The organism is Stenotrophomonas sp. KH_052 (genome assembly GCF_057838755.1).
The window spans coordinates 2,337,557-2,358,298 of record NZ_CM174475.1; the positions used below are offsets into that span (position 1 = coordinate 2,337,557).

17 protein-coding genes are annotated in these 20,742 nt (G+C 58.6%); 16 read left to right on the top strand and 1 reads right to left on the bottom strand.

The window, feature by feature from the left end; all coding sequences use genetic code 11:
- Positions 1-26: 26 nt before the first annotated feature.
- The 8 genes from AC3ITW_RS10865 (at position 27) to AC3ITW_RS10900 (ending at position 11,792) form a co-directional block, all read left to right on the top strand.
- Positions 27-962: a bestrophin family protein gene (locus AC3ITW_RS10865; protein ID WP_239518979.1), complete on the top strand. Its 936-nt coding sequence runs from the start codon at positions 27-29 to the stop codon at positions 960-962.
- A 234-nt stretch (positions 963-1,196) separates the two neighbouring features.
- Entirely contained in the window at positions 1,197-3,176 is a 1,980-nt protein-coding gene (uvrB, locus tag AC3ITW_RS10870; protein ID WP_197598266.1) for an excinuclease ABC subunit UvrB, read from the top strand.
- Between the two features lie 212 nt (positions 3,177-3,388).
- Entirely contained in the window at positions 3,389-3,664 is a 276-nt protein-coding gene (gene frmR, locus AC3ITW_RS10875) for a formaldehyde-responsive transcriptional repressor FrmR (RefSeq protein ID WP_017354484.1), read from the top strand.
- Between the two features lie 504 nt (positions 3,665-4,168).
- Complete coding sequence (locus tag AC3ITW_RS10880; RefSeq protein ID WP_164171426.1) at positions 4,169-5,497, top strand: DUF3422 family protein; 1,329 nt, start codon at positions 4,169-4,171, stop codon at positions 5,495-5,497.
- 68 nt (positions 5,498-5,565) lie between these two features.
- The gene (gene fghA, locus AC3ITW_RS10885; protein WP_005413342.1) at positions 5,566-6,396 is read left to right on the top strand and encodes an S-formylglutathione hydrolase; all 831 of its coding nucleotides are present in this window, start codon (positions 5,566-5,568) and stop codon (positions 6,394-6,396) included.
- Between the two features lie 15 nt (positions 6,397-6,411).
- Positions 6,412-7,716, top strand: coding sequence for an NAD(P)/FAD-dependent oxidoreductase (locus AC3ITW_RS10890; RefSeq protein ID WP_164171424.1), 1,305 nt, complete (start codon positions 6,412-6,414; stop codon positions 7,714-7,716).
- Between the two features lie 54 nt (positions 7,717-7,770).
- Entirely contained in the window at positions 7,771-9,099 is a 1,329-nt protein-coding gene (locus AC3ITW_RS10895) for a replication-associated recombination protein A (protein ID WP_005413341.1), read from the top strand.
- 41 nt (positions 9,100-9,140) lie between these two features.
- Positions 9,141-11,792 carry an excinuclease ABC subunit UvrA gene (locus AC3ITW_RS10900; protein ID WP_032967168.1) on the top strand — a complete coding sequence of 884 codons (2,652 nt, stop codon included), beginning with the start codon at positions 9,141-9,143 and terminating at the stop codon, positions 11,790-11,792.
- An 85-nt stretch (positions 11,793-11,877) separates the two neighbouring features.
- On the opposite strand, the gene AC3ITW_RS10905 is transcribed toward AC3ITW_RS10900, so the two are convergent.
- Positions 11,878-12,837, bottom strand: coding sequence for a LysR family transcriptional regulator (locus tag AC3ITW_RS10905; protein ID WP_032966742.1), 960 nt, complete (start codon positions 12,835-12,837; stop codon positions 11,878-11,880).
- 131 nt (positions 12,838-12,968) lie between these two features.
- Here AC3ITW_RS10905 and AC3ITW_RS10910 point away from each other — a divergent pair, with 131 nt between their 5' ends.
- The 8 genes from AC3ITW_RS10910 (at position 12,969) to AC3ITW_RS10945 (ending at position 20,646) form a co-directional block, all read left to right on the top strand.
- Positions 12,969-13,376 (top strand): ketosteroid isomerase-related protein, encoded by a 408-nt coding sequence (locus tag AC3ITW_RS10910; RefSeq protein ID WP_005413338.1) that lies wholly within the window; start codon positions 12,969-12,971, stop codon positions 13,374-13,376.
- Between the two features lies 1 nt (position 13,377).
- Complete coding sequence (locus AC3ITW_RS10915; RefSeq protein WP_017354477.1) at positions 13,378-13,983, top strand: GNAT family N-acetyltransferase; 606 nt, start codon at positions 13,378-13,380, stop codon at positions 13,981-13,983.
- Entirely contained in the window at positions 13,980-14,852 is an 873-nt protein-coding gene (locus AC3ITW_RS10920) for a carbon-nitrogen hydrolase family protein (protein WP_017354476.1), read from the top strand. Before AC3ITW_RS10915 ends, AC3ITW_RS10920 begins: the two co-directional genes overlap by 4 nt.
- Before the next feature lie 72 nt (positions 14,853-14,924).
- Positions 14,925-16,214, top strand: a complete 1,290-nt coding sequence (locus AC3ITW_RS10925; protein ID WP_164171422.1) for an NAD(P)/FAD-dependent oxidoreductase — start codon at positions 14,925-14,927, stop codon at positions 16,212-16,214.
- Between the two features lie 265 nt (positions 16,215-16,479).
- Positions 16,480-17,589 (top strand): S-(hydroxymethyl)glutathione dehydrogenase/class III alcohol dehydrogenase, encoded by a 1,110-nt coding sequence (locus tag AC3ITW_RS10930; RefSeq protein ID WP_005413335.1) that lies wholly within the window; start codon positions 16,480-16,482, stop codon positions 17,587-17,589.
- 56 nt (positions 17,590-17,645) lie between these two features.
- Positions 17,646-18,221: an S-(hydroxymethyl)glutathione synthase gene (gene gfa, locus AC3ITW_RS10935; RefSeq protein ID WP_005413334.1), complete on the top strand. Its 576-nt coding sequence runs from the start codon at positions 17,646-17,648 to the stop codon at positions 18,219-18,221.
- 97 nt (positions 18,222-18,318) lie between these two features.
- Positions 18,319-19,062 (top strand): cation diffusion facilitator family transporter, encoded by a 744-nt coding sequence (locus AC3ITW_RS10940; protein WP_099596065.1) that lies wholly within the window; start codon positions 18,319-18,321, stop codon positions 19,060-19,062.
- A gap of 543 nt (positions 19,063-19,605) precedes the next feature.
- Positions 19,606-20,646 carry a lipid A deacylase LpxR family protein gene (locus AC3ITW_RS10945; protein ID WP_164171421.1) on the top strand — a complete coding sequence of 347 codons (1,041 nt, stop codon included), beginning with the start codon at positions 19,606-19,608 and terminating at the stop codon, positions 20,644-20,646.
- Positions 20,647-20,742 lie beyond the last annotated feature (96 nt).

Sequence of the window (20,742 nt, forward strand, 5' to 3'; positions counted from 1 at the left end):
AGTCGATCAATGAATCAGAGGTTGGCATGACACACCGTCTCCCAGATGTTGAAACGAGAATGCGAAGGCAGCCGACGTTGTGGGACGTTGCGTTTGCCGTCAGGGGTACCATCCTGCCCAGGATCGCATTGCATCTACTACTGATTAGCATTGTGACCGCAGGAGCGGTGCTCGCATCAACGGAGCATCCAGGAATCTTTGCTCGCTTCAGTGCCGTTCCGTTCACGCTCATTGGTATCGCACTTTCCGTATTCATGAGCTTTCGAAACAACGCTTGCTACTCCAGATGGTGGGAGGCGAGGCACCTTTGGGGTGACCTGGTCATAGCGTGTCGCTCGATAGCCAGGCAGACGTCCCTGCTGGATCCAAACAGCCGAGCACAGATCCTGCGAGGCCTGTGTGGCTTCAGTGCGGGCCTCTATTCTCGACTGCGCCGAGCCGACGAAGCCCATGCGATCGCACCTTGGTGGGATATTGGCAAGGCATCACAAGGCCCGAATCCGACGGACGCTGTGCTCCAGGGCATTGGCTTGAAGCTTGCCCATCTGGCTCATGAGGGAAGGATCGACTCGATTCAGTACTCGGTGCTGGACAAGCAGCTTGCCAACTTGGCTCGTATCCAAGGTGGGTGCGAGAGGATACTCAATACTCCGATTCCATTCTCGTATTCGCTGCTGCTTCACCGGACTGCGATCGTATTCTGCACAACGCTTCCTTTTGCGCTGGCAGGAACATTGGGGTGGTGGACCTTTCTACCGGTGCTCATTGTGGCGTACACGTTTTTTGGTCTCGATGCGCTGGGCCGTCAGCTGGAGGAGCCATTCAGTTCCGCGCCGAACGCGCTCCCGATCTACTCAATGCAGAGGACGATCGAGACAGAGCTAATGTCTACGCTGGCCCTGACTGTGGTCGATCAGGAGTCGGTACAGCAGCCAGTGCAGCAGCCACGTAGGGAGGAGTGAGGTGTGAGCGGAGGAAGGTCGGTGCACTTGTGAGGCCGCTCCGGCATTTTCCAGCAGGCAAGCTCATGCCCTAGCGTCAGTCAGCCATGGATTACGAGGCTCACCTGGAAAGAACTTGCCCAAAGGTAGCATTCGTGTCGCTCATCCGATTCTGTCCGCACGTATGCGGCGGAATATTCTAGACGGCTTTAACTTCCATAACGATCAAAAATTGAGCCAGCAGGAGCAAGAGTGATGTCAACAGATATGTTCGTGATGCATTCGGATCATACGCCGGCGGGGGATCAGCCCGAGGCGATTGCCAGGCTGATTGCTGGCATCGAGGAGGGAGCAACACATCAGACCTTGAAGGGAATTACAGGGTCAGGGAAGACCTTCACGATGGCCAATGTGATCCATCGGCTGAAGCGACCCACGCTCATTCTTGCGCCAAACAAGACGTTGACTGCTCAGCTCTACGGGGAGATGAAGGCGCTGTTCCCCGAGAACGCCGTGGAGTATTTCGTTTCCTACTACGACTTCTTCCAGCCAGAGGTCTATATCCCAGGTAGCGATCGTTACATCCAGAAAGACTCAGCCATCAATGATCACCTTGAGAGGCTTCGACTATCGACTACGAAGTCTCTGATTGAGCGTAGAGACGTGATTGTTGTCGCTTCGGTGTCCTCAATCTATGGACTGGGAGACCCACAGAGCTACCGGGATCTGCAGGTTGAGCTTGCGCTTGGAATCGAGCTGGATCAGAGGGACTTCCTGCGTCGGCTTGCATCGCTTCAGTACGACAGGACTGAGCGGACCCTGAAGCGTGGCACGTTCCGTGTGTCTGGCGATGTGGTCGATATTTTTCCCGCCGACTCTGAGTACAAGGCAATTAGAGTAGAGCTCACGGACGAGGGGAGAGTGCAGTCGCTCATCTGGATTGATGCGGTTACAGGGAAGAAGCTTGGCGATGAGACGCGCTACCTCGTTTCTCCAAAGACACTCTTCGCAAGCCCCAAAACAGAAATCAATGAGGCTACGAAGGCCATCCTCAAGGATTTGGAGGCCAGGGTGGCGGAGCTCAACGCATCTGGTCGAATCGTTGAGGCAAATAGGCTTTACGAGAAGATCACGAACGACGTGGAGATGATGAGGGAGCTGGGATATTGCTCTGGCATGGAGAACTACTCCAGTTACCTGAACTCAAAGCCGTCAGGAGCTAGGCCGACGACGCTCATGGACTACCTCCCGAAGGATGGCCTGCTATTTGTTGACGAGTCGCACGTCATGGTTCCCCAGATCGCGGCAATGTTCAGGAGCGATCAGAGCAGGAAGGAGACTCTAATCGAGTACGGGTTCCGTCTACCTTCGGCAATGAACAACAGACCGCTTAGCTTCTCTGAGTTTGAAGCCATCAAGCCCCAGACGATCTTCGTTTCGGCTACGCCTGGCGCCTATGAGATTGGGAGATCCAAGGGAAGATTGATTGACCAGCTCATCAGGCCCACTGGCTTGCTCGATCCGCTGGTAGAGGTGAGGCCTAGGGAGGGCTACAGGTGCGATCTTCTGTCAGAGATCGCCCGTTGTGTACGAGAGGGCGACAGGGTCTTGGTGACCACGCTGACAAAGGTGTCTGCTGAGGAGCTGTGCGAGTTCCTCGAGGATCAAGGGGTGCGTGCGAAGTACATGCACTCGGATATCAAGGCAGAGGATCGAGTTGAGATCATCAATGGGCTGAGGGCCGGCGAGTTCGATGTGCTAGTGGGTATCAGCCTGCTGAGAGAGGGGCTCGATATTCCCGAGGCCTCTCTGGTCGCTATCGTTGATGCGGACCAGGCGGGCTTCCTTCGGTCGAGCCAGGCCCTCATTCAGATGATTGGACGAGCTGCAAGAAACTCGCGCGGTAAGGCGATCATGTATGCCGATACGATCACCAGTGCGATGCGGCAGGCCATTTCTGAGACTGATGACAGGCGACAGCATCAGATCGCGTTCAATGAGGAGTTCGGCATCACCCCGTCAACGTCTCGCGGAATGTTGGGATCAACAGAGGCTCGCCCTGACCGGTCGCATGCCCATTCAGCGGAGTTCTGCGCCAGCCTAAAAGATCTCTGTGATCGAATTACATCAAAGGAGCGACAGCTTCTGGATCTCTCTGATGCCGGGGACGAGGAGGAGATCGAGTTCGTCAGGCTGGAGCTAGACAAGCTATACCGCCAATTCATCTACATGTAACCACTCTCCCGAGTGGTGGGGCGTGGCTCCTGCAGGAGCCCGCCTTTTCTGGTGTGCGGGTGGGGCGAGAGGGGCCTTTCACTGGCCTCTGGCGGCTGCTCGAAATCAGGCGCAGACTCAGTTGACGGAGTTAAAGACCCTCCCAGATTGCTAGCTTGCATACTATCGGGGAGTATAGTATCGTTCCCTCATGTGATACGGACAGGTGCGCAATGCCTCACAGCCCTCGGGAGAAAAAGCAGGCCCTTACCCGCGTACGTCGGATCAGCGGACAGGTGGCTGCATTGGAGCAGGCTCTGGAGAGCGGGGCGGAATGTGCTGCAGTACTTCAGCAGCTTGCTGCTGTGCGCGGGGCGGTCAATGGTTTGATGGCGACGGTTCTGGAGAGCTATCTGCGTGAAGAGTTCCCGCATAGCGACACCCACACCGACTCTCAAAGGAAGTCGATTGACGAGACCATCTCTATTGTCCGCTCCTATCTCCGTTAGTCAGTTCGCGACATTGCTTGATGGCGCTAGTACTAAGTAGAGGAGGCAATCTATGGGTGTCCGAACTACTTCATTTCCAAGTAGAACCCGCCATTCCTAACCCCTTCGTGGGTTAGGGCGTCACGACTAGGACGTTGAGGCCTTTCCAGGAGGCTCCAAGGCATGCTGGATGATGTCAGTCGAGTTGTGCCTGTCTGTATTTCTTGGGGCGGGCAATCTCTGTCGGCATCGTTGCCTTCCGCATCTGACTGAGTCATGGCAGGCCCTTTGAAGTGAGCTTCCAGCCTCGTTGCGACTCCCATGTGGTCCGCGCCTGGCTTGGAAGGTGGGAGAGCAAGGGCCTGCGATCTATGCGGTGCCGTCCTCCCAGCTTGTTGTGGTTCCCACTACCGCCCTACACCAGAGCCGGTTCCACCACGCGACCTTTCGCTGAGCTATCGCACAAGCAAGTGATAGACCTCCCGTGAGCGGTGTTTAGAAGATCATCCATTCTTGAGGCTATGTATGAATGACCCATCCGGCCTGAGCCAAGCTGCAGGCACGCCAGCAGAAGGCTACGTATATGGGATGCCGGCGCACGCGGACCGCCGCGCCGCCGTTGAGGAAGTCCATGCGCGACCGCACCTGCTCACCCAGTCTCCGCGAAGCCTTCTCCAGCTCTCCTTCATGACAGAAGGGGACATGAGTCGAGATCGTGCCGCGATCGACGATCTTTCAGGTCGTATGGGGGCTGCAGTCGAGGATCACACCACACCTCATCACGCGCTTACGTGGAATGAGGGCGATCTGCACTGCGAGAAGCACACTGAGTTCTCTTCCTACCTCTGGAGCGCACCACTGAGCTCAGAAACAGGTGAGCCTTGTGGGGACAACCCGTTTAGACAGGGATTCAAGCCGCCAGGACCCGTGATCTCGGCTGTTAGCGTCAGGCTTTTGCCTTGGACCGCGGTGGCGGAGAAGGAAATAGATTGCTTTGATCCCGTCAGCCGCTGCTATTCGCTGGTTGAGAACGGTGCCGCGGCCATTGTGACCGACTTCCGGCAAGACGAGGAAGGGCTAACCCACATGCTCATCCTTGATCGCGGCCTGACTCCGGCGCGGGCAGGGGCGCTGGCACAACGACTGCTCGAGGTCGAGACATACCGAACGCTTGCCCTGCTAGCGCTACCGCTGACTCGCTCCATGACGTCGAATCTTCGTCGCATGGAGGCGCGTCTGGCTGCAATTACTGAAGAGATGCGCAGGGCCTCCGGTGGACGTCGTGACAGTGACGTACTCCTCTCGGATTTGACCAGCTTGGCTGCAGAGTTGGAGGCGGACGCCGCGGCAAATCTCTATAGGTTTGGTGCAAGTCGGGCTTACTACGAAATTGTTGAAGAGCGACTGGATGCGTTGGCGGAGGATCAAGTTGCCGGCTATAGCACCTGGGCGGACTTCTTGTATCGAAGGATTGCACCGGCCATGCGAACTTGCCAGTCAGTGAAGGAGCGACAGGGGAAGCTCTCAGACAAGTTGACGCGCTCAATCTCGCTCCTTCGGTCGTGGATTGATGTTGAGCTCGAGCGGCAGAACCGCGACCTACTGGCGTCCATGAATGAACGGGCGAAGGTTCAGCTGCGCCTGCAGCAGACGGTGGAAGGTTTGTCGGTGGCCGCCATCTCGTACTACGTCGTGAGTCTTCTCGCATACCTGCTCAAGGGTTTGCCTGGGACGCATGACATCGCAGCAACCGTCACTGCGATCTTGGTTCCCGCTGTATTGCTGCTGATTTGGTGGATTGTCCGAAGGATTAGGCATGCACACGGTGACTCGGCAGTCGAGGACAAGGCCTAAAGCCTCGCTTAAGGCCACATTCGATTCGCGATAGATGGCCTATCAAATTCAATTCAGAGGAAAGAACAATGGAACGCATTGAGCGTCACGCAAGCTTCGGTGGATGGCAGGACGTCTACCAGCATGAATCATCCAGCCTTGGTTGCACCATGAAGTTTGGAGTCTATCTCCCTCCGCAGGCGTCCAGCGGCCCGGTACCTGTTCTCTACTGGCTCTCTGGCCTGACGTGCACAGAGCAGAACTTCATCACCAAGTCTGCAGTGCAGCAGCTCGCTGCTGAGCATGGCATTGCCATCGTTGCTCCGGATACAAGTCCGCGCGGAGAGTCCGTCGCGGATGATCCAGCTTACGATCTCGGCCAAGGCGCGGGGTTCTACGTCAATGCCACCGAGGCACCGTGGTCTGACCACTACCGCATGTATGACTACGTTGTAAGTGAGCTGCCTGCTCTCGTTGAGAAGAACTTCCCTGTTAGCCAGGCTCGCTCAATTAGCGGCCATTCAATGGGCGGCCACGGTGCCTTGGTCATCGCTTTGCGAAACCCAGGTCGCTATCGCAGCGTATCCGCCTTCTCTCCGATAGTGGCGCCCACCCAGGTTCCTTGGGGCCAGAAGGCGTTTTCGGCCTACCTGGGGGGAGATCAGGAGCAGTGGCGGCAGTATGACGCCGTGGAGCTGATTGCAGATGCAAAGGAGCGCCTGCCCCTACTGGTGGATCAAGGGCTCAGTGATGACTTCTTGCAGAATCAGCTTCGCCCTGAACTGCTTCGAGATGCATGCGCCAAGGCGAATCATCCGCTTTCGCTGAACCTTCGCGATGGTTACGACCATAGCTACTACTTCATCTCCAGCTTCATTGCCGATCACCTCAAGCACCACGCATCGGCACTGAGCACCTAATTAGGGAGTGCTGCCGTGATCAAGACCTCCAGAAATCGTCATCAAGTTGTGATCGTTGGGGCGGGCTTCGGCGGACTGGAGGCCGCCACGCACCTTGAAGGAGTGGATGTCGATGTAACAATCATTGACCGGCGGAACTATCACTTGTTCCAGCCGCTGCTCTACCAGGTAGCTGGTGCGTCACTGTCACCGTCGGAGATTGCATGGCCGATCCGCTATCTGTTCCGTGACCGCCCGGAGGTGAGGACCCTCATGGCGGAGGTCGAGGGTGTGGATAAAGCTGCCCGCCAAGTGATCCTTCAGGACGGCACTCGATACCCTTACGACACCCTTGTGCTCGCTACGGGAGCGACACATGCCTACTTTGGGCATGACGAATGGTCGAAGTACGCTCCAGGCCTGAAGAGCCTGGAGGACGCAACAACCATTCGAGGCAGGATCCTGAGCGCGTTCGAGCAAGCGGAGCTCTGCAATGATCCCGAGGTTCGAGAAGCCCTTCAAACCTTTGTGATCATTGGTGGTGGGCCTACAGGTGTCGAGCTTGCCGGAACCATCGCGGAGCTGGCGCGAGGCACGCTGCAGGATGACTTTCGGTCAGTTGATCCCAGCAAAACCCGGGTATTTCTCATTGAAGCGGGTCCGCGGCTGCTTCCTGTCTTTCCTGAAAAGCTCTCCGAGTACACGAGGCGCGCCCTCGAGAAGCTTGGGGTATCCGTTTTGTTGGGGGCACCTGTCACAGAGTGCGCCTCTGATGGGGTGATGCTCAATGGCAGGAAGCTGGCGGCATCCACAATCGTCTGGGCAGCCGGAGTTCAGGCGTCTCCAGCCGCACGTTGGCTCGACACCGAATCAGATCGGGCGGGGCGCGCAATCGTCGGCCCTGATCTAACGGTGCCTGGTTCCCCCAACATCTTCGTGATTGGGGACACTGCTTCATCAGCCACTGCGAACGGAAAGACCGTTCCTGGAATCGCGCCGGCGGCCAAGCAACAAGGCAAGTACGTCGCGGGCCAGATTGAAGGGCTGATAACAGGGGCGCGGAGGACCGCTGCATTCAAGTACCGGCACCAGGGCAACCTCGCCACGATTGGACGCAGCCTTGCAGTAATCGATATGGGGAAGCTAAAGCTGAGCGGAGGAATCGCATGGTGGATCTGGAAGCTCGCTCACATCTACTTCCTTATCGGAGTGCGAAATCGCCTGAGCGTCGCAATGAGCTGGGTATGGAATCACAGCGTTGGATACAGAGGAGCTCGCATCATCCTCCGTGATAAAGCAAGCAATGCCACAAGCGGCTCATTGGATGGGAAGCTGAAATAGGGGCCAAGAAGCTCCGAATGCATACTCGCAACTGACTTCCCGAAGGAGAACACCTTGGCAGATCTATTCACAGCGAAACCAAGGGCACCCCTGGCCGAACTGCTACGACCGAAGTCTCTCGACGAGTTTGTTGGGCAGCAGCACCTGCTGGGGCCGGGGAAGCCTTTGCGTCTTGCCTTTGAAGCAAGAAGTCTGCACTCCTTCATCATGTGGGGGCCCCCGGGCGTCGGTAAGACCACCCTGGGGCGCCTCGCAGCGATGGTGACTGACAGTCACTTCATTGCGATCTCCGCCGTACTCGCCGGGGTAAAGGACATCAGGCAGGCCATTGATGATGCGCGGGCCGAACTCGACGTACGCGGTCGCTCCACGGTGCTTTTCGTCGACGAAATTCACCGGTTCAACAAGGCCCAGCAGGATGCGCTGCTACCTCACGTTGAATCAGGGCTACTCACGCTGGTGGGCGGCACCACAGAGCATCCAGGACTGGCCGTTAACTCGGCGCTGCTTTCGCGCGCGCAGGTGTACACACTTGAGCCTCTGTCTGACGCAGATCTTGAGAAGCTCTACGAACGCGCCAGACCTCACTTGCGAGGCGTTGACCTCTCCGATCCCGCATTGCAGCTGCTGAAGGGCTTCGCTGATGGTGATGGCCGCAGATTCCTGAATCTTCTCGAGCAGGTCTCAACTGCGGCCTCTGAGAAGCGGGTGGAAGAGGTGGATCTTGAGTTTGCCAAGCGCTCCACCAGCCCGTCACTGCGTCGATTCGATAAGGGTGGGGACGAGTTCTATTGGCAGCTCTCCGCGTTTCACAAATCACTGCGTGGCTCTGATCCCGACGCCTCCCTCTACTGGCTAGCGCGCATTCTGGATGGGGGCGGGGACGTGAGCCAGGTCACACGTCGAATGATTGTTATGGCAAGCGAAGATATCGGAAATGCTGATCCGGGCGCTCTGCACTTGGCCATCCACGCTGCGCAGGCGTATGAGCGACTTGGCTCTCCTGAAGGTGAAATTGTCTTGGCCCAGGCTGCGACCTATCTGGCGCTCTCCCCCAAGTCGAATGCGTCCTATGCGGCTTGGGATCTAGCAAGGGCCTTCGTCAAGGAGCACGGATCATTACCAGTTCCCATGCATCTTCGGAATGCTCCAGCGAAGCTTATGAGGCAGATGGGGTATCGACAAGCATATCGCTACGCGCATCATGAGCCAGACGGCTACGCAGCTGGACAGACGTACCTGCCGGAGGGTGTGGAGAGGCCGAACTGGTATCGGCCCACTGATCGGGGAGCTGAGCGCGCCTTGGCTGAGAGACAGGCATGGCAGCGAGCCTTGGATGAAGAGGCATCGCAAACCGAAGCCGATCCCTCTTCGGGCCAGTGATCCAGCTGAACTTAACGTCTACAACCTACAGAGACATGCACATGCCAAACGCCACATTCGGTGAAGCTTCCTGCAGTGTCGCAGCAAGCGGCCTTGTAGAGGTGCGCGGTGCGCGTGAGAACAACCTTAGAGACGTTGATGTCTCAATTCCTCGCAACGCACTGGTCGTCTTTTCCGGTGTATCCGGTTCCGGGAAGTCATCTCTTGCATTCGGGACAATCTATGCGGAAGCTCAAAGGAGGTACTTTGAGTCCGTTGCTCCCTATGCTCGACGCCTAATCGATCAAGCAGGCGTCCCTGATGTTGACTCCATCGATGGACTCCCGCCAGCGGTAGCACTGCAGCAGCAGCGTGGTGCCAGCAATGCGCGATCTTCGGTGGGTAGCGTCACCACGCTATCCAGCCTCATTCGTATGATGTATTCCCGCGCGGGAGCATATCCGGCTGATCAGCCTATGCTCTATGCCGAGGACTTCTCACCCAATACTCCCCAGGGCGCATGCGCGACCTGCCATGGCCTTGGCCATGTGTACGAGGTGACAGAGGCCCTCATGGTGCCGGATCCAAAGCTGAGCATCCGTGAGCGTGCCATTGCTTCGTGGCCACCTGCATGGCACGGGCAGAACCTTCGCGACATTCTGGTGACGCTGGGCTACGACATTGATAGACCTTGGAAGGACCTTCCCAAGAAGGACCGCGATTGGATTCTGTTTACCGAGGAGTCGCCCACTGTGCCGGTCTATGCTGGGTTCACGCCAGCGGAGACGCGTGCGGCCCTGAAGCGTAAGACTGAGCCAAGCTACATGGGAACCTTCACTGGCGCCCGTAGGTATGTCCTGCACACGTTTGCTAACACGCAAAGTGCCCTGATGAGGCGCCGCGTATCGCGATACATGGAGGGAAAGCTTTGTCCCACCTGCCATGGCAAGCGCCTTAAGGCAGAGTCGCTGTCAGTGACATTTGCGGGTGTGGACATTGGTCAATTCATGCAGATGCCTCTTGACCAACTGGCGTCCCTGCTCGAGCCCATTTCTCGAGGAGACTTCAGTGCTCATGCTGGCGGGGGGAAGGCGAACAAGGAGGCCACCCGTCGTGATCGCGCCGATAGGGCGGCCAGTGGGCGGGCGGTCCACGCGGTGTCTCCTGACGTCCGCCGCACCTCAGCGCTGTCGGAGGAGAAGCGCCTGGCCGCGCAGCGCCTCGCTAGTGGAGTGATGAGCCGAATCAGTCAGTTGCGTGGCCTTGGGCTTGGTTATCTAACTTTGGATCGCGCTACGCCGACATTGTCCGCTGGCGAGTTGCAGCGATTGAGACTCGCCACGCAGTTGAGCTCGCTGCTCTTTGGCGTGGTGTACGTGTTGGACGAGCCGTCGGCAGGCCTTCATCCCTCCGACAGCCAGGCTCTCTATGACGCCTTGGACCGCCTCCGCGACGGTGGTAATTCCGTATTTGTTGTGGAGCACGATCTGGAGCTGATGCGCCGTGCCCAGTGGTTGGTGGATGTTGGGCCTGAGGCGGGAGAGCGGGGCGGCAAAGTGCTCTACAGTGGAGAGCCGGATGGTCTTCGTGACATCGACGAGTCACGTACCGCGTTGTACCTCTTTGACAAGGTCCCGCCCCCTAGTGGCCAAGAGCGTCAAGCGAGTGGTTGGCTGGAACTTCAGGGCATCCAGCGTCACAACCTGAAGCGCATTGATGCAAAGATACCTTTGGGCATCCTCACCGCGGTGACCGGGATTTCGGGATCGGGCAAGTCCAGCCTCGTCGCCCAGGCGTTGCCGGAGCTGATGATGCTTCAACTTGGGCACGAGCCTGAGGACGACGCGGTGGAAACGGGGGCAGCAGACGGGCCAACCGTCATCGAGACGACAGGGGGACACCTCGGCGGAGATGTCGATGCTATTCAGCGTCTCGTCCAGGTTGATCAGAAGCCAATCGGACGGACGCCGCGATCGAATCTCGCGACTTACACCGGCCTTTTCGATCATGTTCGAAAGCTTTTTGCCGCAACACCAGATGCGCGGCGTCGACGTTACGACGCAGGTCGATTCTCCTTCAACGTGGCCAAGGGACGTTGTGAGACGTGCGAAGGGGAGGGATTCGTGAGCGTCGAGCTGCTGTTTATGCCTAGCGTCTATGCACCGTGCCCAACGTGCCACGGTGCGCGATACAACGAGGCTACGCTGAAGGTGCTTTGGAACGGTAAGAACATTGCAGACGTTCTGCGGATGACTGTGGAGGATGCACGTGAATTCTTTGGCGATGAGGACGCGATCGCTCGCCCACTTCAGTTGCTGAAGGAGATCGGCCTTGGATACCTTCGACTGGGCCAGCCGGCTACCGAGCTATCGGGTGGTGAAGCGCAGCGAATCAAGCTGGCCACAGAGCTTCAACGGAGCCAGCGCGGGCGGACACTGTATGTCCTGGATGAACCTACTACGGGCCTCCATGCCTCGGACGCGGATAGGCTGCTTGTGCAGCTCCAGCGGCTCGTTGATTCCGGCAATACGGTGGTCATGATCGAGCACGACATGCGTGCCGTTGCTCAGGCGGATTGGGTAATCGACGTGGGTCCAGGTGCCGGTGACGCGGGCGGGCAGATCGTGGCGGCAGGAACTCCAAAACAGGTCGCTCGCGTGAAGAGAAGCCGTACCGCCCCCTTCTTGGCTGAGGAACTCGCCCGCGCGGGTTGACCCGACGCTCTTCTGGCCACCATGAGCGTCCCTGGCGCTCATGGTGGCCAGATCCCGTATCAGAGAGCGGCCAAGCGACTCGGCGTTAGCGCTTCCCTGCTTTGGATGGCGTTAGGGCCGAGGTGGGGGAGGGCGTCATCTGCATAAGGCTCGGTAGTGCTCCGACGGCGGAATGGAGTGCATCGAAAACTACTCTGACGCGAGGTGAGACTGGGCCGCGTTGTGGCCGATAGACGTACAAGCCCCACGGGGCAGGATCGAATTCTTCCATCACACGCTGCAGAACACCTGACTGAATGAGTGGGGCAGCCATGTAATCAGCAAGTTGGGCAAACCCCAAGCCCGCAATGACCCCTGCCATCTCCATGTCGGCATTGTCTGCAATGAAGGCCGGTGCTGTCGGCGCCACCTGTACGCCTCCAGCCAGGTACCAGGGCCAGGGCCTGCCTGTATTGATGTCCACCGACGCAACCAGTGGAAACCGCGAGAGCTCGCTAGTCTCCGCTGGTGCTCCGATTCTCTCTACAAGTGCGGGGGAGCCAACGATGTGCAGTCGCATCTCTCCTGCCTTCTTCGCAATGAATCTGCTATCACGCATGAAGCCGACGCGGATTCCGACATCGATCCCTTCATCGACAGCGTCTGCAACCCGATCGCTTAAGCGAACGTCCAAGACAATTCCCGGGTGACTTTGGGTCACTGTATCCAAGGCGGCAAGAACTGCCCTGGAGCCCATGCTGTGAGGGGCACTAATTCGGACTGTGCCCACAATCTGTGAGGCCGTCGCCTTGGTTCGCGGGCGCCACAGCTTGTCTAAGCCCTCAAGCGCCGGCCGCAGCTGATGTAAGAGATCCTCCCCAAAGGCCGTGATGCGAACCTGGCGTGTGCTTCGGTGGAACAACAGCTCCCCGTAATGACTTTCAAGGGCCTGTATCGCTCGGGTGATGGCCTGAGGAGAGCTTCCCAGTCGAACAGCGGCCTCACGAAAGCTCGGCGCCTCAGCCGCGGCCCTAAACGTCTTTAGAAGATCCAGCTCGCTGTTCATCTCAAGGCCCCCGTGGTCGTTGGGCTCATATTATTCCATTTTAGGGAATTATGAAATCCTATCAATTCCATATACAACAATTCTCCAGGTCTCCAGAATTCCTCCACACCCTCACCTGACCGGAGAACCTGATGAGCAAGTTCAACTACATCGAAGAGTACTACCAGGCATTCAACCGCGGTGATCGCGACGCGATGCTCTCGATGCTCACTGATGACGTTGTGCACGATCTAAATCAGGGGAATCGCGAAGTAGGGATCGACGCATTCCGCGCGTTCCTGAGCCGCATGGATTCCTGCTACAGCGAGCAGCTTCACGACATCGTGGTGATGTACAGCAGCGATGGTGCGCGTGCCGGCGCGGAGTACGTGGTGCACGGACTCTACCACCACACGGACGAAGGTCTCCCTGCAGCGGCAGGGCAGATCTATGTTCTTCCCGGTGGCGCGTTCTTTGACATCCGTGATGGAAAGATTGCGCGCGTTACCAACTACTACAACCTGGAGGACTGGATTTCCCAGGTCCACAAGGCGCCCTGAAATGGCTACCAACGTGCGAGTAGAGGTACTGGTCGGCACCGAAATCGAGGACTGGCTCGATCGCGTCGCTCAGCTGCGGATCGAGATATTCAGTAGCTATCCCTACCTGTACGAAGGAGACATGGACTATGAGCGTCACTACCTCCGCAACTATGCGACGTCTGACGGGGGCATCGTTGTCCTGGCCAGGGATGGAAGGGACGTTGTAGGTGCATCGACTGGCCTTCCTTTGTTGAGCGCCGATGCCGCTTTCATTCGTCCCTTCCAGGAGCACGGTCCCCGGCCAGAAGAAGTCTTCTACTGCGGGGAGTCCGTACTGAGGCCGGAGTACAGAGGAGCTGGCTTGGGCCACGTCTTCTTTGATCGAAGAGAGGAGCAAGCCCGACGAAAGGGCTTCAAGTGGTCTTCTTTCGCGTCGGTGGTTCGGTCGGAGACTGATCCGCTTAGGCCACCTGGATATCGAAGCAATGAAGGCTTCTGGACTCGCCGTGGGTATGCACAACAGAGCGCGATGAAGGTCGCTCTTCCCTGGCGGCAGCATGGGGCCACGCACGAAACCGAGCAGACACTTTCACTTTGGCTCCGTTCCTTGGAGGACGTTACATGAAGATTGCAGCAGCTAAGTACGTGATCGGTCGTCCGAAGACCTTTGCCGAGTTCGCTGCGCGCCAGCGCCGAATTCTGAATGACGCAAGGGAACAAGGAGTTGAGCTTGCAGTACTTCCGGAATACCTGTCGCTGGAACTGGGTTCGACTCTTCCAGAAGCTCTTCAGCTTAGCCTGAGGTCCACCCTGGAGTCGCTCCAGATCTATCAGAGCGCATGGTGTGAGCTCTATAGCACCTTGGCTGTCGAACTGGGAATGACCATCCAGGCAGGAACGTTCCTCACCGCAACATCCCATGGGATGTATCGCAACCGTGCCTGGTGGTTCACAGCTGATGGTCGCAGCGGATGGCAGGACAAGCTTCAGCTTACTGGCTTCGAGAAGCAGGCAGTTGTCATCGAGCCTGGCGATCGCATCGCGGCGTTTGAGCAGGACGGAAAGCGTGTCGGGATTGCGGTTTGCTATGACAGCGAATTTCCGCTTCCTGTTCGCCTCCAGCAGGAGGCAGGGGTGCGCTTGCTGTTGGTGCCAAGTTGCACCGACACCGACGCCGGTGCCACCCGTGTCGATGTTGGGTGCCGAGCGCGAGCGCTTGAGAATCGGATGTTCGTGGCAAAGGCGGTCACCGCCGGCGTCGCCGACTGGAGTGAAGCGCTTGATGTCAACACCGGTGAAGCAATGATCCTCTCACCGATGGACCATGGCTTCCCCAGTGACGGCGTGCTCGCAGCGACCTCCGACGATCAGGAGTGGGCGATTGCTGACATTGACTTCGCAGCGCTCGAAGCAAGCCGTGCACGAGCGCAGGTAGCCGTCGACAAGGATTGGGATGGTCAGCTCCGCTTCCATTCCGTTGAGGTCCTGAACTAACCAACGTCTAGATGCCTGAGCCATGAAGTGCTCGTGGGCGTCGCTGGCAACTCAAATACCTGGGGAATCAAAATGCATCGTATTGTCATTGTTGGTGGTGGGGCCGGAGGGCTGGAGCTGGCTACGCAGCTGGGCCGGAAGCTCGGGCGCTCAGGGCGAGCAAAAGTCACTCTTGTCGATGCTCGGATGACGCATCTGTGGAAGCCACTTCTTCACGAGGTTGCCTCAGGCGCGTTGGATGCCGCAGAAAGTGAGCTCAACTATCTCGCCCAGGCTAGCTGGAATCACTTCCAGTTTCAGTTGGGGCGGATGACGGGTTTGGATCAGAAGTCCAGAAAGATCGAGCTTGCCCCACTGTACGATGAGGAGGGCAACGTTATTGCGCCCCGTCGCTCGATCTCCTACGACACCCTGGTGATCAGCGTGGGTAGCGGAACGAACGACTTTGGAACTCCCGGTGCAGCGGATCATTGCCTGTTCCTGGACGATCCCGATGCCGCCATTGCTTTCCAGAAGCGGCTGCTGAGCGAGTACATGGGCGCGCAAGCGCGTGGCAAGTCAGAAACACTGGAGGTTGCGATCGTCGGCGCCGGTGCCACCGGTGTCGAGCTGGCTGCCGAGTTGCGTGATGCTGCGAGGCAATTTAGCGCTTATGGGCTGGACAAGATCTCTCCCGAGAATCTAAAGATCACGCTTATCGAGGCTGGTCCGCGAGTGCTGCCAGCTCTGCCAGAGCGCGTGAGCCTGCCGGTAGCCGAGCGACTTGTACATGAAGGCGTTCGTGTCATGTGTGGCTCGGCTGTCACCCTGGTGGATGAAGAGGGCCTGCAACTCGCCAATGGCATCAAGGTTGCTGCGAGGCTGAAGGTATGGGCGGCGGGCATCCGTGCTCCCGTCTTCCTTGCATCCCTCGGGAACCTCAAGACCAATCGCATCAACCAGCTCGAGGTATCTGAAACGCTGCAGACAACGCAGGATCCGAAAATCTTCGCATTCGGGGATTGTGCAGCCTGCCCGAATGGACACAGCGGTACAAACGTGCCTCCAAGGGCACAGGCCGCTCATCAGCAGGCTCACTTCCTTGCGCTGGCAATTGCCCGCCGTATCGAGGGGCGCCCGCTGCCCAGCTTCACCTATCGGGACTATGGATCGCTGGTGTCCCTGTCGAGGGAGGGCGCCGTTGGCACGCTGATGGGCAACCTCATGGGGTCATTCAAGGTCGAGGGCTGGCTGGCCAGGATGTTCTACATCTCACTGTATCGCATGCATCAGAGGAGCCTGTTCGGTACACGGCGGGTGGTTGCTCGCATGCTGGCAGACGCATTGGGACGGAGTACGGAGCCCCGCCTCAAGTTGCATTGATGCGGGCGAGCTGGGGGGCGGAGCTGTGAGTTAATAATTCCAAGGATAGGAATTATGAAATCCAATCTATTCCATATACAGCAATCCATCGAAGTCCAATACTTGGTCCCAACAGCTCGCCAAGAAGAATGCTGTAGGCGCATTCGACCTGATTGAAACGCGTTCTAGAGCCGGCGCCAGGGGCGGCGCGCCCGATGTTCCACTGATCAAGCTCGCCCCAAAGACCGTTGTCGCACTTATCTCGTTACACCCAAGGAGAACTCACATGAAATCCCGTGCAGCCGTTGCATTCGGTCCCGGTCAACCGCTCGAGATCGTCGAAATCGATGTTGCTCCGCCGAAGAAGGGCGAAGTACTGGTGAAGATCACCAGCACCGGTGTCTGCCATACCGACGCATTCACCCTGTCGGGCAATGACCCTGAAGGCCTGTTCCCGGTGGTGCTGGGCCATGAAGGCGCCGGCATCGTTGTCGAAGTGGGCGAGGGCGTGACCAGTGTGAAGCCCGGCGATCACGTCATCCCGCTGTACACCGCAGAATGCGGTGAGTGTCTGTTCTGCAAGAGCGGCAAGACCAACCTGTGCGTTGCCGTACGCGCCACGCAGGGTAAGGGCGTGATGCCTGATGGCACCAGCCGCTTCAGCTACAACGGCCAGCCGCTGTATCACTACATGGGCTGCTCGACCTTCAGCGAGTACACCGTCGTGGCCGAAGTCTCTCTGGCCAAGATCAATCCGGAAGCGAATCCGGAGCACGTCTGCCTGCTCGGTTGCGGTGTCACCACTGGCATTGGTGCGGTGCACAACACGGCCAAGGTGCAGGAAGGTGACAGCGTGGCCGTGTTCGGCCTCGGTGGCATCGGCCTGGCGGTGATCCAGGGTGCTCGTCAGGCGAAGGCTGGTCGCATCATCGCAGTGGACACCAACCCGTCCAAGTTCGAGTTGGCCAAGCAGTTCGGCGCAACCGAATTCGTGAACCCGAAGGATTACGACCGTCCGGTTCAAGAAGTCATCGTTGAGATGACCGGCTGGGGCGTCGATCACAGCTTCGAGTGCATCGGCAACGTCAATGTGATGCGTTCTGCGCTGGAGTGTGCACACCGCGGCTGGGGCCAGAGCGTTGTCATCGGTGTGGCCGGTGCTGGTCAGGAGATCTCCACCCGTCCGTTCCAGCTCGTGACCGGTCGTCGCTGGATTGGCAGTGCCTTCGGTGGTGTGAAGGGCCGTAGCCAGCTGCCTGGCATGGTCGAAGACGCCATGCGGGGTGAGATCGATCTGGCTCCGTTCGTGACCCATACGATGGGCCTGGAAGCAATCAACGAAGCCTTCGAACTCATGCACGAAGGCAAGTCCATTCGTACTGTCATCAACTACTGATGCACCGCAGCACCGGGCAACCGGTGCTGCACTTCCAACAATAGGAGTTTAAGTCCATGCAACACCAAACTATCCATCCCTCGGTCGATTCCGGCGTCGTTGCCGGAACCGCCGGCTTCAAGGGCGGCACGCTGAAGTGCCTGTGCTCTGACAAGCCGGTTGAGATCTCCGTCGCAAGCAATGTGGCCCACAACCACGCCTGTGGTTGCACCAAGTGCTGGAAGCCGGAAGGCGCCATCTTCTCCGTGGTCGGTGTCGTTCCCCGCGATACCGTTTCGATCACGGCGAACGCCGACAAGCTGGCGATTGTCGATCCGGCTGCGACCATCCAGCGCCACGCGTGCAAGGACTGCGGTGTCCACATGTTTGGCCGCATCGAGAACAAGTCCCATGCCTTCTACGGCCTGGATTTCATTCACGTTGAACTGTCCGAACAGAAGGGCTGGGAAGAACCGCGCTTCGCCGCATTCGTGTCTTCGATCATCGAAGGCGGCGGCGCAAGGCCGGAACAGATGGACGGCGTCCGTAGCCGCCTGAAGGCTCTGTCCCTGGAGCCGTACGACGTGTTGAACCCGCCGCTCATGGATGCGCTGTCCGCGCATGCTGCACGACTCAGCGGCGTTCTCTCCTAAGTAGTGTAAATGCCGCCCCTTGCATGCAAGGGGCGGTACTTCCTGACAGTACGCCACCGGCGTATACATTTTCGCTCAGAGCCTGGAGTCTTCGACCATGTCCTTGCTTCCCCCCAACGCAATGCACGAGCGGACTCTGCAGGGCGTACAGAGCACCGGCAACGCACGGGCAATTACGAAGGCCGCGACTCTCACTGCGGTCATGATGTCCGTCGAAATTGCTGGAGGATGGGCCTTCAACTCGATGGCTCTTCTCGCAGATGGCTGGCACATGAGCTCTCACGTGCTGGTACTCCTGTTCGCACTTTCTATCGCTTGGTACGCTGAGCGGAATCAGAGCCGCCCAGAGCGCGCGGCTCGGGTGCTAGCGGTTGAGCTCATCGCGGCGAGCGTAAGCGCGATGATCATGCTTTGGATTGCCGCTTCGATGGCCTATGAATCGACGGAGCGTCTCCATGCGCCAGAGGCTGTTCAGTACTCAGAAGCGCTTGCCATCGCCGTTGCGGGTTTGATTACAAATATATTCTCAGCGCGGTGGCTACATTCTGCCTACCATCGCGAAGGTGCTGCGGTTGATCATTGCCACGTTCCGCATGAGCGCCATGCTGACGAGAAGGGGCCCGGTGCGCGCAGGAGTCCCAATCTTCGTGCGGCCTATCTTCACGTCGCTACGGACACCGCTGTAACGGCACTCGCAATTACTGCACTTGTCGTGGGGATGATCTGGGACGTGACATGGCTGGACTCAGTCACAGGCCTCATCGGCGCGTCGGTTGTCGCAGTCTGGGCCATTAGATTGCTTCGTAGCTCCATTTCGGCGTGGACAGGTCGGCGTAAGTAGCTAGTGCGGTGGTGCCTCCGTGCTCAGCACGGAGACTAGCCCTGCGATTGGGAGCCTTCCACAAAACTCGCTGTGACCGGAGTCATTCCTGGACGCATCTGGCGAGCCCGCCGAGCGCCTATGCCCCACCTCACATGATGCGGAGTTGCTGGCGGGGTGGCCATTCTCTCAGTCAGAGATCAACAAACTGACTGTGATTCTGAAACGTCCATCTTGAGCGGCTGACGTTGCTTCGCAGCGAGGTGACGTGCCCTTCAGTCTAGGTCAGCACCTGGGGCGCCGGCTGTTGCTGCACTTAGAGAGGGCCTGGACGATCTCTTGCTCAGGCGAACGTCTTGGCGAGCCCAAGAGCGCTAGATACTGCTGCAGGGATGCGCCGCCTTTGAAAGCAATTGGCGTGCGGCCGGCTGATGGCCTGGTGTATGGCTCAAACCCCTTCCTCCGGGTCTACTGCGACAGCGCATTAGATCTTCAATTGAACCTCACATTGAGTCCAATGGCAGCAAGCCCATGAAAAGACTGGCGCTTAGTCGGTTGTCTGTGATGGCGGCACTTGTGTTCCTAGCCGCTGCCCGAGCCCCGGTGGCCCAGGCGGCCGAACAATGTGGCCCGGACGCGATGCGCGACCACCCGCCGCATATCAGCTTCCGCGCCGACAACGACCTGTTTGGTGGCCGCCACCAGGACCAGGGCTATACCAACGGCGCGCAGCTGACCCTGGTCTCGCCCAACCTGGTCGACTACACCGACGACCCCTGCCTGCCGCGCATGGCGCGCTGGGTGAACCAGTACCTGGAAGGCCTGCACCCGGGCAGGTTCGAACAGCAGAACATGATCTTCAGCATCGGCCAGGGCATCTTCACCCCCACCGACCCGACCCGCCGCGACCTGATCGAGGACGACCGGCCCTACGCCGGCGTGCTGCTGGCCAGCTTCGGCTTCAACGCGCGCAGCGGCGACCGCCTGCAGACCACCCAGCTGGCCGTGGGTGTGGTCGGCCCCTGGGCACAGGGCAAGCAGGTGCAGGACGCGGTGCACAACATCCTGGGCGACAAGAAGTTCGAGGGCTGGGACAACCAGCTGCACAACGAACCGGTGTTCATGCTGACCCATGAGCGCATGCGGCGCTGGCCGGCCGATGCCAGCGTCAATGCCGGCGGCTGGGGCTGGGATGCGATCAGCCACTACGGCGGTGCGATCGGCAACCTGGAAACCAAGTCCAATGCCGGTGGTGAAGTGCGCTTCGGCTGGAAGCTGCCCGACGACTTCGGCAGCACGCCGCTGCGTCCGGCCGGTGAAAACACCGCGCCGACCCGTGGTGGCCGCCCCAGCGGCTGGTCCTGGCACCTGTTTGCGACCACCGACGCGGCATGGGTAATCCGCGACATCACTCTGGACGGCAATACCTTCCGCAACAGCCACAGCGTGGACAAGCGCCACGTGGTCGCCCAAGGCGGCTACGGCATCGCGGTGATGCGCGGGCGCTGGAAATTCGCAATGGCGCGTTACCACAGCACCCGGGAGTTCTATGGCCAGCGCCAGTCGCCGGTGTTCGGAAGCTTCACTATTAGCCGCTCGCTATAGTAGATGGCGACGATCGCGGGTGTTCGACCATGCAATGTCCTTGAGTGCAGTACCTCGCAGAGCGACTACAGAAGTAACGCGGGAGTGCATGATGGA

Bases quoted from the DNA above. Each gene is read 5' to 3' on its own strand.
- AC3ITW_RS10865 (WP_239518979.1), top strand. From the start codon at position 27: ATGACACACCGTCTCCCAGATGTTGAAACGAGAATGCGAAGGCAGCCG.
- uvrB (WP_197598266.1), top strand. From the start codon at position 1,197: ATGTCAACAGATATGTTCGTGATGCATTCGGATCATACGCCGGCGGGG.
- frmR (WP_017354484.1), top strand. From the start codon at position 3,389: ATGCCTCACAGCCCTCGGGAGAAAAAGCAGGCCCTTACCCGCGTACGT.
- AC3ITW_RS10880 (WP_164171426.1), top strand. From the start codon at position 4,169: ATGAATGACCCATCCGGCCTGAGCCAAGCTGCAGGCACGCCAGCAGAA.
- fghA (WP_005413342.1), top strand. From the start codon at position 5,566: ATGGAACGCATTGAGCGTCACGCAAGCTTCGGTGGATGGCAGGACGTC.
- AC3ITW_RS10900 (WP_032967168.1), top strand. From the start codon at position 9,141: ATGCCAAACGCCACATTCGGTGAAGCTTCCTGCAGTGTCGCAGCAAGC.
- AC3ITW_RS10905 (WP_032966742.1), bottom strand. From the start codon at position 12,837: ATGAACAGCGAGCTGGATCTTCTAAAGACGTTTAGGGCCGCGGCTGAG.
- AC3ITW_RS10910 (WP_005413338.1), top strand. From the start codon at position 12,969: ATGAGCAAGTTCAACTACATCGAAGAGTACTACCAGGCATTCAACCGC.
- AC3ITW_RS10915 (WP_017354477.1), top strand. From the start codon at position 13,378: ATGGCTACCAACGTGCGAGTAGAGGTACTGGTCGGCACCGAAATCGAG.
- AC3ITW_RS10920 (WP_017354476.1), top strand. From the start codon at position 13,980: ATGAAGATTGCAGCAGCTAAGTACGTGATCGGTCGTCCGAAGACCTTT.
- AC3ITW_RS10925 (WP_164171422.1), top strand. From the start codon at position 14,925: ATGCATCGTATTGTCATTGTTGGTGGTGGGGCCGGAGGGCTGGAGCTG.
- AC3ITW_RS10930 (WP_005413335.1), top strand. From the start codon at position 16,480: ATGAAATCCCGTGCAGCCGTTGCATTCGGTCCCGGTCAACCGCTCGAG.
- gfa (WP_005413334.1), top strand. From the start codon at position 17,646: ATGCAACACCAAACTATCCATCCCTCGGTCGATTCCGGCGTCGTTGCC.
- AC3ITW_RS10940 (WP_099596065.1), top strand. From the start codon at position 18,319: ATGTCCTTGCTTCCCCCCAACGCAATGCACGAGCGGACTCTGCAGGGC.
- AC3ITW_RS10945 (WP_164171421.1), top strand. From the start codon at position 19,606: ATGGCGGCACTTGTGTTCCTAGCCGCTGCCCGAGCCCCGGTGGCCCAG.